The organism is Limnohabitans sp. TEGF002 (assembly GCF_055395845.1).
The window spans coordinates 1059836-1076128 of the sequence record NZ_AP029224.1 but is presented as its reverse complement, the minus strand read 5'-3'; the positions used below and the strand labels follow the sequence as shown (position 1 = coordinate 1076128).

Sequence of the window (16293 nt, the reverse complement as noted above, 5' to 3'; positions counted from 1 at the left end):
ACGCCGATCAGGCTTCAGATTTGTTTTTCAACACTTGACGACCACGGTAAAAGCCATTGGGGCTGATGTGGTGACGCAGGTGTGTTTCGCCTGTTGTGGGCTCGACGGCGATGCCGGGCACGTTCAAAGCGTTGTGCGAACGGTGCATACCGCGCTTGGAAGGCGACTTTTTGTTTTGCTGAACAGCCATGATGGCTCCTTGGAAGCTTGGAGGCCGCGCAAATGAAGACGCAGCGTCTGGTTAATGAGAATGTCACCCAGCTCAACCGGGCGAAGCCATTGATTATAGCCTAAGACAAAACCCAAGGAAAGGGGCTCCCCCTCGCTCAACTGGACTTGTTCGTTTTCAGGCCCGCTAAAACCCCAAATGGGTTCGGCCGCTCTGCGGCTTCTTCAAACTCCGGGTCCACTGCTGACATGGGTACAGCTTGTGGGCAAACATCATGCAAGGGCACCAGGGGCAAAGACAAAATCAACTCATCCTCGATCAGCGCCAAAGCGTCGAAGTCACGGCTCAAGACCAAAATATCCTCTTCGGCCTCATCGTCCAATGCAGCAGCGGTGGCCTCGTCGGCTACAAAACGGAACGAGCGCTCGGCCTCTACAGTCTCCAGCACCGGGGTCAGGCAGCGCTGGCATTGCATGGGCAGTTGCACCGAGGCACGCAAATCCAACCAAATTTGGTCTGCGCCGCCCGATTGAGTCTGCGTTCGACCTGTCAATTGCCAAAGCACGGCACCTGCCACCAGTGTGTCACCGTGCTGCTCCTCGGCCAAACGGGACCAATCGGCCAGTGCGCCCTCGCCTTGCAGATGGCAGGCATCGCGGGCAAAAGCCAGCACATCCAAATGTTGGGGGTCTAATTTTTTTTCCATGGCTGCAGTGTAAGAGAATCACTCATCTGAATTGACTGGGAATTGCACTTTGACACCGACAGCAGATGCTTCGACCGCCCTTCCACGTTCCGTCGTCTTGGGCTCAACCTCGCGCTACCGCCGGGAATTGATGGAACGCCTTCGTGTGCCTTTCTCGGTCGCGGCACCCCATGTGGACGAAACACCTTTGCCCGGCGAAGCGCCGAAGGCTTTGGCGCTTAGGCTGGCTTTGGCCAAAGCCAAGGCCGTGGCTGCCCTGCACCCCGAAGCGGTGGTAATTGGCTCAGATCAGGTCGCAGATTGGGCGGGCCAACCGCTGGGCAAACCCGGCGAACACGAGCGTGCCGTCGCTCAACTGCGCCAAATGCGAGGCCAGACGGTAATTTTCCAGACCGCATTGGCCGTGGTCTGCTTGGCCACGGGCTTTGAAAAAGTGGATTTGGCCGAGGTGCGCGTGGTCTTTCGCGATTTGAGCGACGACGAGATCGAGGCTTATTTGAGGGCTGAGCAACCCTACGACTGCGCGGGCAGCGCCAAAAGCGAGGGCTTGGGCATTGCCCTCCTCGAATCCATCGACAACGACGATCCAACCGCCCTGATTGGGCTGCCACTGATCCGCACTGCACGTTTGCTGCGCCAAGCTGGAGTGAAATTGCTGTGAACGCTTCCAAACCGCTCAAAGGCCGCTTGTTGTTGGTGCCCACGCCACTGGATTTTGGCTGTAGCGAACAAGCCCCTATCACCGATGTGCTGCCCACCAGCACCTTGGCCACGGCTTCCCAAATCCAGCATTGGGTGTGCGAAAACGCCAAAAGCACCCGGGCATTTTTGAAGCGCGTGGGTGAAACCCACCCTTTGATCGCGCCCTTGGCCGAACAAACCATCACCGAATTGCCACGCCATGTGCATAAAAAAGGCGACCACCAATCGGGTTTTGATGGCAAACCTTTGTTGGCTGCAGCGCTGCAAGGGCAGGATGTGGGATTGATCAGCGAAGCGGGCATGCCTGCCGTCGCCGACCCCGGCAGCTCGGTGGTGCGGGCCGCGCACGATCTGGGCATCAGCGTGGTCCCGTTGGTGGGTCCCGTGTCTTTGCTGCTGGCCTTGGCCGCAAGTGGTCTGAATGGCCAAAACTTCGCTTTCGTGGGATACCTACCGCAAGACGCCGCAGAACGCTCGGCTCGTCTGAAGCAACTGGAATCTCTGGCCCTCAAAACCGGGCAGACCCAGTTGTGGATTGAGACACCCTACCGCAACGCGGCCATGCTGAGCGGCTTGCTTCAAAGTCTGAACGCCAATACGCGTCTGGCCATCGCCAGCGGCTTGACGCTGCCATCGGCCAGCATCCAAAGCCATACCGTCGCCCAATGGAAAAAGGGCCTCAAAGGCCCTGATGGTCACACGCCCGCGGTTTACGCCATCGGGCCTTGAGGTTTGCCTCGGCCTTGCGCCTCAGCGCAGACCTGTGGTGTTGCGCAAGGCGCGGACCGAACCCTCACCGATCGCAGCACCAAAGCGCTTGACCAAGCGCTCGGCCACATTTTCACGCTGCGTGTAATCGATCACATCCGGCGCTTTGACCACTTCGCGGGCAACGCCGTCCAGACTGCCCAAGCTGTCGGCCAAGCCCAAATCCACTGCCTGTTGGCCACTCCAAAACAAGCCACTGAACATCTCAGGGGTTTCCTTCAGGCGATCGCCGCGGCCTTTTTTGACCACTTCGATGAACTGTGTGTGGATTTGGTCCAGCATCGCTTGGGCGTGCTTGCGTTGCGGCTCGGTTTGGGGGCTGAACGGGTCCAGAAAACCCTTGTTGGCACCCGCCGTCATCAAGCGACGCTCCACCCCCAGCTTGTTCATCAGCTCGGTGAAGCCAAAGCCATCCATCAGCACGCCGATGCTGCCCACAATGCTGGCTTTATCCACATAAATTTGGTCTGTGGCTGCTGCAATGTAGTAAGCGGCTGACGCGCAGGACTCCTCCACCACGGCATAAATCGGCTTGTTGTGCAAAGCTCGCAGACGAACGATCTCATCATTGATGAGACCCGCCTGCACGGGACTACCGCCTGGGGAATTGATCAGCAAAACCAAGGCTTGCGAGCCCGAATCTTCCAAGGCCAAACGCATGGACGACATGACGTTTTCGGCGCTGGCTTCGGTCTCTGACCCGATCTCGCCCACGATGGACACCATGGCCGTGTGCGGCATGCTGGGGTTGCTTGTGGGCGAGCTGTAACTGAACAGCTGCCAAAACACCACCGCCAAAAACACCAACCAAGCCACACGAAGTCCCACCTTCCAGCGGCGGGCTGATTTCTGTTCGTTCAAATTGGCAAAAGCCAATCGCTCCAGAGTCTGACGCGACCAACCCTCATCAATGGGCGGGGTGGCTTTAACGGATTCACTGGATGACGGGACGGACACTGGGTCCTGAGGGTCTTGCATGTTCAAAATTCAAGGGGTTTCAAGTTGTAGGCAGTATGCCAGTGAACCACGCCGTCACGTTCTGAAAGGTCTATTTTGACGAGTCCACCGCGGCAGGGTCCGCCAGAACATGCGCCAGTATCCGGTTGGTACGTGGCGCCATGCGTGGCACACATCAACCAACGCCCGGTATCGTCATAAAAGCGATCAGGCTGGTAATCCATCTCCATGGCGACATGGGTGCAACGGTTCAGGTAGGCATGCACCTGACCTTGGTATCGGATGGCAAAGGCGCGGCAAGTCTGACCTGCATAGACGATGTCAAAAGGCACAGCACGCCCTCCGTTGACCAAGTCGGCGGTGTTGCACAAAGGGATCATGGGCTCCATGGTCGCTCCGGGTTTCAGGCGTGTTGCAATAACCAGTCGTGCAATTCGCGCACGCTGTGGGCCACGTGGCGCGGGTTCAGGACATGAAAGGCGTCAGGCTCATGCGCGCCGTAACTCACACCCACACTGGCGCACCCGGCATTCAGCGCCATTTGCAGGTCGTGCGTGGTGTCGCCAATCATCAAAGTGCGCTCGGGCTCTGCGCCAAATTCGCGCATCAACTCGTGCAGCATCAAGGGGTTGGGCTTGCCCGCCGTCTCATCGGCCGTGCGCGAGCCATCGAACACGCCGCGCAGCTCCACCGCCTGCAAAGCCTCGTTCAGGCCAGAACGGCTTTTACCAGTGGCCACCGTCAGCCAGTGGTGCCGGGCTTTGAGGGCGTCCAGCAAATCCAGCACACCTTCGAACAGGCTGATATCGTGCTGGTGCTGCAGGTAATGGTGCCGGTAGCGCTCCCCCAAGGCCGGGTATTTGTCTTTAGGGACATCAGGAGCGGCATGGGCCAAGGCAGGCATGAGTGCCATGCCAATCACATACGATGCGGCCTCTCGGGTGGGCTCTTGCCCACCCACATCGACCACCGCCCTTTGGATGCAACGGGTGATGAGGGCGGTGGAATCGAACAAGGTGCCATCCCAGTCGAAAGCGATCAGGTCAAACTGACGGGGTCTTGAGTTGGGCATGGTCTACATACGCTTTCAATTCGGGGGGTAAATCGGCTTGGAGCGCCACGCGTTCGGCAGTCACCGGATGATTGAACTGCAAGCGCCAGGCGTGCAAAAACATCCGTTTCAGGCCTGGGTTGGCTCCCGTTTTTTGCAATAGGCGATTCCAGTCGAAATCGCCGTATTTGTCGTCCCCCGCAATCGGGTGTCCTTGCGAAGCCAGATGCACGCGGATCTGGTGGGTGCGCCCTGTCTTGATGGTCACCTCCAGCAAAGAAGCGCCAGACAAGCGCTGTGCAACCTTGACCAAAGTGATCGAGCGCATGCCGTCCGGGTCTTCCGGGGTGGTCACGCGCACCCGCCGCTCTCCATCGGGCAGCAAAAACTTGTGTAAAGGCTGGTCAATCACCTTGAGCTTGGCAGGCCAATCGCCTTTGACAAGCGCCAAATAGGTCTTGCCGGTCTCCCGTTCACGGAACTGGTCTTGCAGATGCTTCAACGCGCTGCGCTTTTTGGCCACCAGCAAAATGCCACTGGTGTCGCGGTCCAACCGATGCACCAACTCCAAGAGCTTGGCCTGCGGGCGGGCCTGGCGCAGCTGCTCAATCACCCCAAAGCTCACGCCTGAGCCGCCATGCACCGCCACCCCAGCCGGTTTGTCGATGGCCATCAGGCTGTCGTCCTCAAAAAGGGTGGGGAATTCGCGCCCCGGCGCTGGGCGCTCGGCCTTTTCGGCCACTTTGTCGGAGACGCGCACAGGCGGCAGACGCACCTCGTCGCCATTTTCGACACGGGTCTCGGCCGAAGCACGGCCCTTGTTGATGCGCACTTCGCCGCTGCGAATGATGCGGTAGACGTGGGTTTTGGGCACACCCTTCAAGTGACGCATCAAAAAGTTGTCCAATCGCTGACCGGCCGACTCTTCGTCCACCAACAACCATTTGACGGCGGGCGTCGCAGCGGTGGACTTGGGCCCTATAATGTGATTCACTGGCAATTGGCTGTAAGTGGTTGATTCAAATGGAAATGAATTCCTGCAGATCTGGAGTTTAGTCCACCACCACCGCGCCAAACCAGATGGTCGATGCCACCCTCGGCACGATTTTGCAGACTGAAGGCCAACGCCGACAGTGGCAAAACGCCCCGGAGGTTGGGCCGACGCCCAGAAACCCAGATACGGAATACCCCAAGTTCAGCAGCCCCTCAATGGCTGTTGGACGGATCAAAGCGAGATGGTTGTGTTGTTCGGAACTTTGCTGATGTGCTTGGAGTGGCTCACGAAGCCACTCAACACCGTCACGCCCTGTGCCCGACAGTTTGTCTTGGACACCGGGGGAAGCCCCCGGCAGTGGACGAATCTCTGCACGCCTTTTGCCTCGCCCCATCCACGCGCCACGATCCCCATTCCTGTGCTCACACGCAGCTGAATGGCGGTCAACTTCGGCAATTCCCTTCGTTTCAGGCGTCAGCTCCGGCAACGGAGGCTTTGAGATCTCAAAAATCCAAGGCCAGTTGTGTAAACAGGTTCCAGACTGCAGACATGTTTCTGCTTTGGGACCAAGCTGATAAGAGAAGGAACGCATCATGAAACGGATGCTGATCAACGCCACGCAAGCTGAAGAGCGCCGCCTGGCCATCGTCGATGGACAAAAACTCCTCGACTACGAAATCGAAATCGAAGGCCGCGAACAGCGCAAGGGCAACATCTACCAAGCGGTGGTGACCCGAGTCGAGCCTTCGCTCGAAGCCTGTTTTGTGGACTACGGCGAAGACCGCCATGGCTTTTTGCCCTTCAAGGAAATCTCGCGCCAATACTTTGCTGAAGGCGTATCCGTCAGCCAAGCCCGCATTCAAGACGTCATCAAAGAAGGCCAGTCCCTCTTGGTGCAGGTCGAAAAAGAAGAGCGTGGCAACAAAGGCGCAGCCCTGACCACTTTCGTCAGCTTGGCTGGCCGCTACGTGGTGCTCATGCCCAACAACCCACGCGGTGGCGGTGTCAGCCGCCGCATCGAGGGCGACGACCGCGCTGAGCTCAAAGAGGCGATGGACCAGCTGGAATACCCCAAGGGCATGTCCATCATTGCCCGCACGGCAGGCATTGGTCGCTCCGCACCCGAGCTGCAATGGGACCTGAACTACCTGCTCAAACTCTGGACCGCCATCGATGGCGCGTCCAAAGGCGGCAAGGGCGCTTTCCTGATTTACCAAGAATCGTCGCTGGTCATCCGCGCGATTCGAGACTATTTCAACAACGACATCGGCGACATCCTGATCGACACCGACGACATCTACGACCAGGCTCAGCAGTTCATGAGCCACGTGATGCCCGAGTTCGCCCCGCGTGTGAAGCGCTACCGCGACGACGCGCCGCTGTTCAGCCGCTTCCAGATCGAGCACCAGATCGAATCGGCCTATGCCCGTACCGTGCAACTGCCTTCGGGCGGCGCCATCGTCATCGACCACACCGAAGCTTTGGTGTCGGTGGACGTGAACTCGGCCCGCGCCATCAAGGGCGGCGATATCGAAGAAACCGCGACCCGCACCAACTTGGAAGCCGCTGACGAAGTGGCACGCCAGATGCGTTTACGTGACTTGGGTGGTCTGATCGTGATCGACTTCATCGACATGGAAGAGTCGAAGAACCGCCGCGAAGTGGAAAACCGCCTGCGCGATGCGCTGCGCCAAGACCGCGCCCGCGTGCAGTTCGGCACCATCAGCAAGTTCGGCCTCATGGAAATGAGCCGCCAGCGCCTGAAGCCTGCACTGTCCGAAGGTGCATCTATCCCTTGCCCACGTTGCGGTGGCGCTGGCCACATCCGCGACACCGAGAGCTCGGCACTGCAGATCCTGCGGATCATCCAGGAAGAGTCCATGAAGGACAATAGCGCCGCTGTGCACGCCCAAGTGCCTGTCGAAGTGGCGTCTTTCCTGCTCAACGAAAAGCGTTCCGAGATTGCCAAGATCGAATTGCAGCAACGCATCAACGTGCTGCTGGTGCCCAACAAGTCGCTGGAAACCCCGCACTACAAGCTCGAGCGCTTGAAGCACGACGACCCGCGCCTGGACCGCATCGAAGCCAGCTACAAGATGGCCGAAGAGATCGAAGACGCGACCACCGTGACGCGCCGTTCGCAAGAGCCCACCAACAAGCAAACGCCCGTCATCAAGGGGGTGCTGCCCGATGCGCCCGCGCCGATTGCACCGGTTAAGCCCGAAATGCCCGTGGCCGCCGCCAAGACTGCTCGCAAGGCCCCAACAGCGCCCGTGGCAGCTCCTGCAGCCCCAGCCGCCACAGGTGGTTTCTTTGGCTGGCTGAAAAACTTGTTCGGTGGCGGTGCCACTGAAGCAACGACAGCAACTGTTGCCCATAAAGATGAAAAAGCCCGCGAAGGCCGCAACGGTGAGCGCCGTGAGGGTGGCCGCGAAGGTCGTGATGGCGAGCGCCGTGATGGTCGTCGTGGCGGACGCGATGGCCGCCGTGGTGAACGCAGCGAAGGTGCGACCGGTGAAATACGCGCCCCCCGCGAAGGTGGTCGTCGTGGTGAAAGCCGTGGCGAAGGACGTGCTGAAGGTCGCAACGAATTGCGCGAAGGCGAAGCACGTCCCGCACGCGGCGAGCGTGCTGAGCGCCCTGCTGGCGATCGCCCTCCTCGCGAAGGCCGCCGTGAGGGGCGTGGCGAGAACCGCACCGAAGGCCGCAGCGATGCACAGCCAGAGTTGAGCGCCGATGGCACCGAAGTGCGCAACGAGCGTGCCCCCCGCGGTGAAGGCCGCCGTGAACGCGGCGAGCGCAGCGGTGAAGGCCGACGCGAGCGTGGTGAACGCGGTGGTGAACGTCGTCCAGCAGAAGCCGCTGTCAGCGACGCCCAAGGCTCCGCGACCGAAGTGATCGCCACTGAAGGCCAAGAAGCCAATGCGATTCAAGAAGGCGCACCCTCGGAGAACAACGGCGAACGCCGTGAGCGCCGCTCACGTGACCGTTATGGCCGTGACCGCCGCGAACGTGCAGGCGAACCCCGCCAGGACAACGTGGGCGAGGAAGCTCAAGGCAACCTGAATGCAGACACAGCCACTGTGCCCGCCGCAGAAGCCACTGTTGAAGACCGCCCCGCGCCACGCTCCTACTTCGAACGTGCACAGCAAGCCGCTACAGCACCTGTTGCTGCAGCAGCCGAACCTGCAGCAGCCCGCGCCGAGGCCACGCAGGCCCAAGTGATCGCTGCCCCGATTGCGCCTGCGCCCGTTGAGGCGGCCCCAGCAGCCCCTGTGGCTGTCATGCCAACTGCGGCACCCGCTGCAGCGCCCACAGTGGCAACACGCACGGGCCTGCCTTCGGTGACGAACTACACATTGGAAATCGACAGCCTGCAACAAGTGGCCCAAGGCTCTGGCCTGATTTGGGTGAACTCCGACGCAGCCAAAGTAGCAGCCGTTCAGGCCGCTATTGCTGCTGAACCTCAACCGGTGCGCGTGCCTCGCGAGCGTCCGCCGGCTGTGGTGCTGGATGAAGGCCCACTGGTTTTGGTAGAAACACGCAAAGACCTAAAGCAGCTGAACGTGCCGTTCTGACCCTCCAGGTCAAGCGTCCATGGCGCTCAAGGAAAACCGGGCCATTCGCCCGGTTTTTTTTCGTCCAATCAAAGCGTTATTGGCTTCGAGGAACAGCATTAGCTAGAAAGGCGTGGACTGCAGAGTTGACTTTCTTGTCGCACGCAGAGCATCCCTTGCCATTAGGGTCGCTCCTTCGGTGTGAAGGACACTTGGTCAGTCAACCCGAATATGACCCAAAAAACACCGGGCAGATAAAGCCAAGCCTTTTAGGACTCTCAGGACTGCGCCACCATGGCGGCCTGCTTCCAGGCAGCCATAGCCGCCGCTGGCTCCTGACGCTGTTCGGCCAGTTCGGCCAAAGCGCACCAAGCTTTGCGCTTCAGTGCAGGCGCTTGCAAACCCTTGACAGCCTGCGACAACAGTCCTTGCGCCTTACCCCATAACTGGTGACGCACACACAGCATGCCGGCCAGATACTGCCATCGCGGATCTTGGGGGTGGGCCTGCTGTGCGGCCTCGACCCGAGCCAACCACTGGCGAGCATCACTGGTCTGTACGTCTGCCAAAGAAACTTCCAAGGCTTGCACCATCCGCGACAACTGATCAGATGTCCAGTTAGACGATGGAGACTGCAAAGGTTCCCACAGAGGTTTTAGCCACTGACGCGCCGTAGCCGCTGTTCCGCCTACCGCAAGCAGGCGAATTGCTGCCTCTGCGGCCAAATCGGGCATCTCTCGCTGGGCCACGCTCAAGCCCATCCACAGACGCTGTACGCCATCTGCATCGTGCGTATGTGACAGCCACTCCAGAATCAAGCTGCGCACCAGACTGTTGGCGGTCGCCGGTGAGAAGGCGCGGTGTTTAGCCAGCAACAGTGTGGTGTCCAAAGCCTGCGCAGGTTGCCCCGCCAAGCGGGCTGCCTTGAGCTGTAGCCGCATCGCCACCATACGGCGTGCCGTCGCGGGTGGCAAAGACTGCAAAAGCTTCAAACTCCCGGCCGCATCACGGTCATCCAACAACCAACGTGCCGCACGCAATTGGGTGCCTTCGATCAAAGCCTGACGATCTGCAGTCAGTCCGCCTCTTGCCGTTTCCAAGGCAGACTGTCCATGGTGTTGTCGCAGATTTCGGTCTTGCAAGGCGTGGGCCGACTCGGCCGCCATGACGTGGGCCAAGGTGCGCAAAGAAACTGAATGGTCCAACTCCAGACCTGCATCGCGCAACAACGCTTCCTTTTCAAGCGCCAATTGCGCGGCCTTACGGGCCCTTAAAAAACGACCCGCCATGAATTGACTGATGGATTCGAGCATCGCCGCATGGGCCGCCCGTTCTTTTTGCTGCAGGCGCCAACTCCTGGCTTGCCGAGGCAAGGACAACAAGGCGGACAAGGCCTGCTGGGCCAACACCACCACCAACACGACAAGGCCCAACACCAGTAAGACCAAATTGAGCGACAAATCAATCCGGTAAGGCGCGAGGAAAAAGGTCACAGTGCCCTGGTTGTTCCCCGCCAGCCATGCAGCCGCTGCAGCCAAAGCAAACAAACTGATGAGCCAAAGTGCTGCACGCATGGGGCTTACCTTCCAGCGGCAGCCGTGGCCAGGGCCGTCAAAGACCCCTCCAGGCGTGGCGTTTCACTGGCTTTCAACTGGGCAGCTGATTGATCCAACAACTGAAGCATCTGGGTAGTCTTGCGAGAAGTTGCATCGGCATAACGTCGCACAATCACAGCCGCAGAGGCCAAGTCGGCACGCGCTGCATCTTTTTGACGTGCCAGTAACCCCAGCCGTGCGTTGAGCAATTTGAGTTTGAGGTTTTCACGCAGGAAAAACCCCTGCTCTGGTGTCAACAGCGCCGCCTCGGGTGATTCAATTCGGCTCACTCGAACCAAGCCCTTGAGCTGATCGGCAAACTGGTTCAGACCGGCCATCCACCAAGACGGCTCAGGGGTCTGTCCTTGCGCCAATGAACGGTTCATGGCCGCCGCAGGCAACTCTTGATTGGCCAAAGCCAAACCATCGACCAACGCCACGCCTTCGTCCAGTTTGATCAACAAACCCGGCAAATCGAACAGCTGAACTGTGCTCAATCGCTCCAAGTCCTTTTCGAGTGCTCGCAGCACTGGTGCCAGACGAGGCTGCGCGGCCCGCTGGACACGCATCTGCGCCGATTTGAGTGCAGCAAGCAAAGGCTCAGCACTGCCCGTCAATTGCGCCTGCTGCTGCGCCATGCGCAAAGCTGCCTCAATGTCCACCACCAGGTTTTCATCGCGTGAGCGCGACAGGCTTTGCATCAATTCTTCCAACTGTCCCCGCTGCAAAGCCACCTCACCCAGACGGGCCTCTAGCAAAGCCAAGCGGGCGGCACTGTCTTTCACCGTTTCTTGGGCCTGCTTGGCCCACGCTTTGGCTTCGAGAGATTGCTGACCCGCGTCAGCGCTTTGCTGCGCCAGTTGCTCTTGGATGCGCGCCAGCTTTTGCCAGAGTAAAACGGATACCAGCAAAGCCAGACACGCCAATGCAATGGGCAACCAACGAGCCCATGCGAGCCGCGCCGACCTGAGTTTGGCGGAAGTAGCGTTGGGATCAGGAGAAGAGGTCATGCCAGCGATTTTATAGACTTGGCTTGCGCATCCACGCTCGCTGGCACCAGATCCACCCGCCCCCAGCCCAACTGCTGCAAGCGCTGCGCAATGCGCGGGTGGGTGGCCAGCGCCCGCGCCTGCGCCAAAGACAAGTCGGGACAGGCCTGCAAGAGATGCTGCGCCGCCTCGGAACTGCTGAACAGCCAAGCGCTACCGTCACCTGCAGCTTGCTGCGCCAGGCTTTGCTGCACAGGGGTCAACACTGGTGCTTGGCGCACATAGGCCACGGCTTGCAAGACCTCAAGGCCCGAGCTTTCGAGCTGCAGCGCCAGCCAGTCGCGCCCGGCGAGTTGCCCCTGAGCATCGGCCCCGCGTACGATCAAAACCGAAGGCTTGGACGGGCAAGAGGAGACAGCTGCCTGAACCCGATGCGCGATCAAGGCCCAAAGTGCTTCCGAATCGAATTGAGGAGCGTCTTCATGGGGCGAATCGATCAGGTCTTCAGGCCAACCTGCCGCCAGCAATGCGGCGCGGGTGCCTGGGCCAGTCGACCAAGCGCGGGAACTGGGCATCGGCAAGCCCGCAGGCCGTGCCGCCATGAAAAAACGCACCGCATTGGCGCTGACAAACATCAGTGCCAAATGACCAGACACCGCCTGCCAAGTCTTCGCCAGGGCCAAGGGGTCGGGCAAGGCGGCAATCTCGATCAGGGGCAAGGTCTCACAAGGCACACCCCGGGCCTGCAAGGCGTCTGCCCAAGCAAGGGCCTCACGCCCTGGTCGGGTCACGATCACCCGCCAAGGGGCAGCGGAAGCAGAAGTAGCAGACGCCAGCGCCATGTCAGCGCCCGGCCTCAATGCGCTCCGCCGTCGCGCAAAGCTTGCGCCACGCTCAGACCCAGCGCCTCAGCGGCCTGCAGGCCATCGGTGCTGGCTTGCGCGTCGGCCGTGACCAAGGTGGTCGCGCCTTCCGGGTCACCCCAAGCCGCTTGCAGCTTGAGTACACCGTCCTCAATGGTCGCGTGCGCGGCCAATGGCATGGAGCAGCTGCCGCCCATGGCGCGGCTCACCGCCCGCTCGGCCGCCACGCGGCGCCAAGAAGGCGCATCGGCCAGCTGGGCCAGCAGGGCGCGCAAATCGGCCCGGTCACTGCGGATTTCAATGCCCAAAGCGCCCTGCCCTGCGGCGGGCAGCATTTGATCGGTTTCAAAAATGTGGCGAATCCGCTCGCTCATCTCCAGACGCTTGAGGCCAGCTGCGGCCAGCACAATGCCCGCGTACTGGCCTTCGTCGAGTTTGCGCAGGCGCGTGTCCAAGTTGCCGCGCAGGGGCTCGATTTTCAAATCGGGGCGCAAGGCCCGCAGCAACACGGTGCGGCGCAAGCTCGATGTTCCCACCACAGCGCCTTGCGGCAAGTCCTCCAAACGAGCGTATTGCGACGAAACCCAAGCATCCCTCGGGTCTTCGCGCTCCATCACACAGGCCAGCTCAAAGCCTTCAGGCATGTCCATGGGCACATCTTTGAGCGAGTGAACGGCGATGTCGGCATGGCCTTCCTGCAGCGCGACTTCGAGCTCCTTGACGAACAAGCCCTTGCCACCCACCTTGGACAGGCTGCGGTCCAGGATTTGGTCGCCTTGAGTGGTCATGCCGAGTAACTTGACCGTGCAGCCCAGCCCCTCGAGCAAGGATTTGACATGTTCGGCTTGCCACAAAGCCAAACGGCTCTCACGGGTGGCGATGACGATAGAGGGCTTTGTGGTCTCGGTCACAACAAGTTTCCTGAAAAAATTTTGACCCCATCAAAATGAAGTCAACTTGTAATTTTGTCTCTCAGTGCGATGCTAGCATGATGTCAAGGAAAATTGACACTTCCACCACGACCACCTTACCGAGCACACGATGAAACAGGCCGCCTCAGACAACGCCTTGCCCGACCCAGCCCCAAAGAGCAGCACAACACGCGAAAAACGCGACAGCGAACGCCCCTTGGTCGAAGACATTCGCTTGTTGGGCCGCATTTTGGGCGATGTGATCCGGGTGCAAGAAGGTTTGGAGGCTTATGAGCTGGTCGAGCAAATCCGCAAGCTCTCGGTGGCATTCCGGCGCGACGCTGACCACGAAGCCGACAAGGCCCTGAAAAAACTGCTCAAAAGCCTGCCGGGCGACCGCGCTGTGAGCGTGATCCGCGCCTTCACCTACTTTTCACACTTGGCCAACCTGGCCGAAGACCGTCACCATATTCGCCGTCGCGCCATCCACGAGCGCGCGGGCCACACACAGGAAGGCAGCATCGACGTGGCGCTGCAGCGCCTGCGCTGGGCGGGCATCACGCCCAAAAGCATCTCGGACATGCTGGCCACCAGCTATGTCTCGCCCGTGCTCACGGCCCACCCCACCGAAGTTCAGCGCCAAAGCATTCTGGACGCCGAGCGTGACATCGCCCACTTGCTGACCGAGCGCGACGCCATCAAAGCCCGTGCCGCCGCCGTGAACGCGACCAAAGACGCGCTCAGTCCCAAAGAGCTGGCCGCCAACGAGTTGCAAATGCGTGCCCGCGTGATGCAACTGTGGCAAACCCGCTTGCTGCGCTTCACCAAACTCACGGTGGCCGACGAGATCGAAAACGCGCTGAGCTATTACGAAGCCACGTTTTTGCGCGAAATCCCCAAGCTCTACGCCGAGCTGGAACACGCCTTACCCGGCCAACCCATCGCGAGCTTCCTGCGCATGGGCCAGTGGATCGGTGGCGACCGCGACGGCAACCCCAACGTGACCGCCCCCACGCTGGAACACGCGCTGACCCGCCAAAGCGATGTGGCCCTGCGCCACTACCTGACCGAGGTGCATTTTTTGGGCAGCGAGCTGTCGCTGTCGGCCATGCTGGTCCCCTTTGGCCCCGAGATGCTGGCCCTGGCCGAGCGCTCACCAGACACCAATGAACACCGCCAAGACGAGCCCTACCGCAGGGCCCTTACCGGCATTTACGCACGCTTGGCTGCCACTCTGAAAGCACTGACCGGCGGTGATGCCGCCCGCCACGCCGTGTCCCCCCAAAACCCTTATGTCAGCGCCGAAGATTTTCTGGCTGATTTGCGCATCATTGAAGTGTCTTTGCGCAGCCACCACGCCGAAGCCGTGGCCGCACAGCGCCTGCACCCGCTGATACGTGCGGTGGAGGTTTTTGGCTTTCATCTGGCCACGGTGGACCTGCGCCAGAGTTCGGACCAACACGAAGAAGTCGTGACCGAGCTGCTGGCCACTGCGCGTGTGGAAAAGAAGTACAGCCAACTCGACGAGCACGCCAAGCAAGCGCTACTGCTGGGCCTTTTGAACGACGCCCGCCCGCTGCGCGTGCCCGGTGCCAACTACAGCGCACACACACTCTCGGAACTGGCCATTTTTGAAACCGCACAACGCATGCTGCGCAGTTTCGGTCGGCAGGCCATTCGCCACTACATCATCAGCCACACCGAAACCGTGAGCGATTTGCTGGAAGTGCTGCTGCTGCAAAAAGAAATGGGGCTGCTGCGCGGCACGCTGGACGCGCAAGCACAAAACGACCTGATCGTGGTGCCCCTGTTCGAGACCATCGAGGACCTGCGCAACGCCGCGCCCATCATGCGCGACTTCTACGCCCTGCCCGGCGTGGCGACGCTGATCCAGCGCTCGGGTGGCGAGCAAGACATCATGCTGGGTTATTCGGACAGCAACAAAGACGGCGGCATCTTCACCAGCAACTGGGAGCTGTACCGTGCCGAAATCGCCTTGGTCGACCTCTTTGACAAACTCCAAGGCAGCCACGGCATCACCTTGCGCATGTTCCACGGCCGAGGCGGCACGGTGGGCCGGGGTGGCGGTCCCAGCTACCAGGCCATCTTGGCGCAGCCCCCAGGCACCGTGCGCGGGCAAATTCGACTGACAGAGCAAGGCGAAGTCATTGGCTCCAAATACGCCAACCCCGAGATCGGCCGCCGCAACCTCGAAACCCTGGTGGCTGCTACTTTGGAGGCCACGCTGCTGCAGCCCACCAAACCCGCTACCCGGGCCTTTCTGGACGCAGCGGCCGAGCTGTCAGAGGCCAGTATGGGCGCCTACCGTGCCCTGGTCTACGAGACTCCTGGCTTCACCGATTACTTTTTTGGGGCCACCCCACTCAAAGAACTGACTCAGCTGAACATAGGCTCACGCCCCGCCTCGCGCAGAGCGCTTGAAAAAATCGAAGACCTACGCGCTATTCCGTGGGGCTTCAGCTGGGGCCAGTGCCGCCTGACCCTGCCCGGTTGGCTGGGTTTTGGATCGGCAGTGGCGGCCTTTCTGGACAAGCCAGACGCGGCCGAGCGCAAAGCCGCGCTGGCCTTGCTGCAAAAGATGTACCGCCAGTGGCCGTTCTTTCGCACCCTGTTGTCCAATATGGACATGGTGCTGGCCAAGAGTGACTTGGCCCTGGCCTCGCGCTATTCAGAACTGGTGAGCGACAACCGCCTGCGAAAGAAGATTTTTGCGGCTATCGAAGCAGAATGGCACCGCACCGCCGATGCACTCACGCAGATCACTGGCGAGAAAAACCGCCTGGCCAGCAACCCCGCGCTCGACCGATCGATCCGCCACCGCTTCCCCTACATCGACCCGCTGCACCACCTGCAAGTCGAGCTGATCCGCCGTTACCGGGCTGGCCTGGCCGACGAACGGGTGCAACGCGGCATCCACATCTCGATCAACGGGATCGCAGCGGGGCTGCGCAACACGGGTTGAACTCAGGGGTTCCCCGTCGGTTTTCGGCTGGCGGCTGCCCGCCCGATA

Annotated in this window: 14 protein-coding genes; 4 read left to right on the top strand and 10 right to left on the bottom strand. The window is 60.4% G+C overall.

Going from position 1 to position 16293, the window contains the following annotated elements; genetic code table 11:
* Nucleotides 1–7 precede the first annotated feature (7 nt).
* Together rpmF and ACZ5SR_RS05410 are read right to left on the bottom strand one after the other, a co-directional pair.
* On the bottom strand, nucleotides 8–190 hold the full coding sequence (gene rpmF, locus ACZ5SR_RS05415) for a 50S ribosomal protein L32 (RefSeq protein WP_005794249.1): 183 nt from the start codon (nucleotides 188–190) through the stop codon (nucleotides 8–10).
* Nucleotides 191–326: 136 nt separating this feature from the next.
* Nucleotides 327–875 carry a YceD family protein gene (locus ACZ5SR_RS05410; protein WP_464450544.1) on the bottom strand — a complete coding sequence of 183 codons (549 nt, stop codon included), beginning with the start codon at nucleotides 873–875 and terminating at the stop codon, nucleotides 327–329.
* 49 nt (nucleotides 876–924) lie between these two features.
* Here ACZ5SR_RS05410 and ACZ5SR_RS05405 point away from each other — a divergent pair, with 49 nt between their 5' ends.
* Complete coding sequence (locus ACZ5SR_RS05405; RefSeq protein WP_464450543.1) at nucleotides 925–1536, top strand: Maf family nucleotide pyrophosphatase; 612 nt, start codon at nucleotides 925–927, stop codon at nucleotides 1534–1536.
* Nucleotides 1533–2306 (top strand): SAM-dependent methyltransferase, encoded by a 774-nt coding sequence (locus tag ACZ5SR_RS05400; protein WP_464450542.1) that lies wholly within the window; start codon nucleotides 1533–1535, stop codon nucleotides 2304–2306. The genes ACZ5SR_RS05405 and ACZ5SR_RS05400 overlap by 4 nt, the downstream gene beginning before the upstream one ends.
* 21 nt (nucleotides 2307–2327) lie before the next feature.
* On the opposite strand, the gene ACZ5SR_RS05395 is transcribed toward ACZ5SR_RS05400, so the two are convergent.
* Genes ACZ5SR_RS05395 through ACZ5SR_RS05380 form a run of 4 tightly spaced genes read right to left on the bottom strand, consistent with a single transcriptional unit; the run spans nucleotide 2328 to nucleotide 5347 of the window.
* On the bottom strand, nucleotides 2328–3323 hold the full coding sequence (locus ACZ5SR_RS05395) for a S49 family peptidase (protein ID WP_464450541.1): 996 nt from the start codon (nucleotides 3321–3323) through the stop codon (nucleotides 2328–2330).
* A gap of 2 nt (nucleotides 3324–3325) precedes the next feature.
* The gene (locus ACZ5SR_RS05390) at nucleotides 3326–3691 is read right to left on the bottom strand and encodes a Rieske (2Fe-2S) protein (RefSeq protein WP_464450540.1); all 366 of its coding nucleotides are present in this window, start codon (nucleotides 3689–3691) and stop codon (nucleotides 3326–3328) included.
* Nucleotides 3692–3705: 14 nt separating this feature from the next.
* A complete protein-coding gene (locus ACZ5SR_RS05385; protein ID WP_464450539.1) occupies nucleotides 3706–4374 on the bottom strand; it encodes an HAD family hydrolase in 669 nt (222 codons plus the stop codon).
* The gene (locus ACZ5SR_RS05380; RefSeq protein WP_464450538.1) at nucleotides 4346–5347 is read right to left on the bottom strand and encodes an RluA family pseudouridine synthase; all 1002 of its coding nucleotides are present in this window, start codon (nucleotides 5345–5347) and stop codon (nucleotides 4346–4348) included. Before ACZ5SR_RS05380 ends, ACZ5SR_RS05385 begins: the two co-directional genes overlap by 29 nt.
* Before the next feature lie 593 nt (nucleotides 5348–5940).
* Here ACZ5SR_RS05380 and ACZ5SR_RS05375 point away from each other — a divergent pair.
* Entirely contained in the window at nucleotides 5941–8925 is a 2985-nt protein-coding gene (locus tag ACZ5SR_RS05375) for an Rne/Rng family ribonuclease (RefSeq protein ID WP_464450537.1), read from the top strand.
* A gap of 257 nt (nucleotides 8926–9182) precedes the next feature.
* On the opposite strand, the gene ACZ5SR_RS05370 is transcribed toward ACZ5SR_RS05375, so the two are convergent.
* Genes ACZ5SR_RS05370 through hemC form a run of 4 tightly spaced genes read right to left on the bottom strand, consistent with a single transcriptional unit; the run spans nucleotide 9183 to nucleotide 13262 of the window.
* On the bottom strand, nucleotides 9183–10478 hold the full coding sequence (locus ACZ5SR_RS05370) for a heme biosynthesis HemY N-terminal domain-containing protein (RefSeq protein WP_464450536.1): 1296 nt from the start codon (nucleotides 10476–10478) through the stop codon (nucleotides 9183–9185).
* A gap of 5 nt (nucleotides 10479–10483) precedes the next feature.
* Entirely contained in the window at nucleotides 10484–11509 is a 1026-nt protein-coding gene (locus tag ACZ5SR_RS05365; RefSeq protein ID WP_464450535.1) for a uroporphyrinogen-III C-methyltransferase, read from the bottom strand.
* Nucleotides 11506–12330 carry a uroporphyrinogen-III synthase gene (locus ACZ5SR_RS05360; RefSeq protein WP_464450534.1) on the bottom strand — a complete coding sequence of 275 codons (825 nt, stop codon included), beginning with the start codon at nucleotides 12328–12330 and terminating at the stop codon, nucleotides 11506–11508. The genes ACZ5SR_RS05365 and ACZ5SR_RS05360 overlap by 4 nt, the downstream gene beginning before the upstream one ends.
* Before the next feature lie 14 nt (nucleotides 12331–12344).
* Complete coding sequence (hemC, locus tag ACZ5SR_RS05355) at nucleotides 12345–13262, bottom strand: hydroxymethylbilane synthase (protein ID WP_464450533.1); 918 nt, start codon at nucleotides 13260–13262, stop codon at nucleotides 12345–12347.
* A 130-nt stretch (nucleotides 13263–13392) separates the two neighbouring features.
* Between hemC and ppc the strand changes: the two genes are divergently transcribed.
* Nucleotides 13393–16245 (top strand): phosphoenolpyruvate carboxylase, encoded by a 2853-nt coding sequence (gene ppc, locus ACZ5SR_RS05350; protein ID WP_464450532.1) that lies wholly within the window; start codon nucleotides 13393–13395, stop codon nucleotides 16243–16245.
* The last annotated feature ends 48 nt before the right edge of the window (nucleotides 16246–16293 follow it).

What these genes read in the sequence shown, in the direction of transcription:
- ppc (WP_464450532.1), top strand. Translation starts at nt 13,393, where the DNA reads ATGAAACAGGCCGCCTCAGACAACGCCTTGCCCGACCCAGCCCCAAAG.
- ACZ5SR_RS05365 (WP_464450535.1), bottom strand. Translation starts at nt 11,509, where the DNA reads ATGACCTCTTCTCCTGATCCCAACGCTACTTCCGCCAAACTCAGGTCG.
- ACZ5SR_RS05390 (WP_464450540.1), bottom strand. Translation starts at nt 3,691, where the DNA reads ATGGAGCCCATGATCCCTTTGTGCAACACCGCCGACTTGGTCAACGGA.
- rpmF (WP_005794249.1), bottom strand. Translation starts at nt 190, where the DNA reads ATGGCTGTTCAGCAAAACAAAAAGTCGCCTTCCAAGCGCGGTATGCAC.
- ACZ5SR_RS05360 (WP_464450534.1), bottom strand. Translation starts at nt 12,330, where the DNA reads ATGGCGCTGGCGTCTGCTACTTCTGCTTCCGCTGCCCCTTGGCGGGTG.
- ACZ5SR_RS05370 (WP_464450536.1), bottom strand. Translation starts at nt 10,478, where the DNA reads ATGCGTGCAGCACTTTGGCTCATCAGTTTGTTTGCTTTGGCTGCAGCG.
- ACZ5SR_RS05410 (WP_464450544.1), bottom strand. Translation starts at nt 875, where the DNA reads ATGGAAAAAAAATTAGACCCCCAACATTTGGATGTGCTGGCTTTTGCC.
- ACZ5SR_RS05375 (WP_464450537.1), top strand. Translation starts at nt 5,941, where the DNA reads ATGAAACGGATGCTGATCAACGCCACGCAAGCTGAAGAGCGCCGCCTG.
- ACZ5SR_RS05385 (WP_464450539.1), bottom strand. Translation starts at nt 4,374, where the DNA reads ATGCCCAACTCAAGACCCCGTCAGTTTGACCTGATCGCTTTCGACTGG.
- ACZ5SR_RS05395 (WP_464450541.1), bottom strand. Translation starts at nt 3,323, where the DNA reads ATGCAAGACCCTCAGGACCCAGTGTCCGTCCCGTCATCCAGTGAATCC.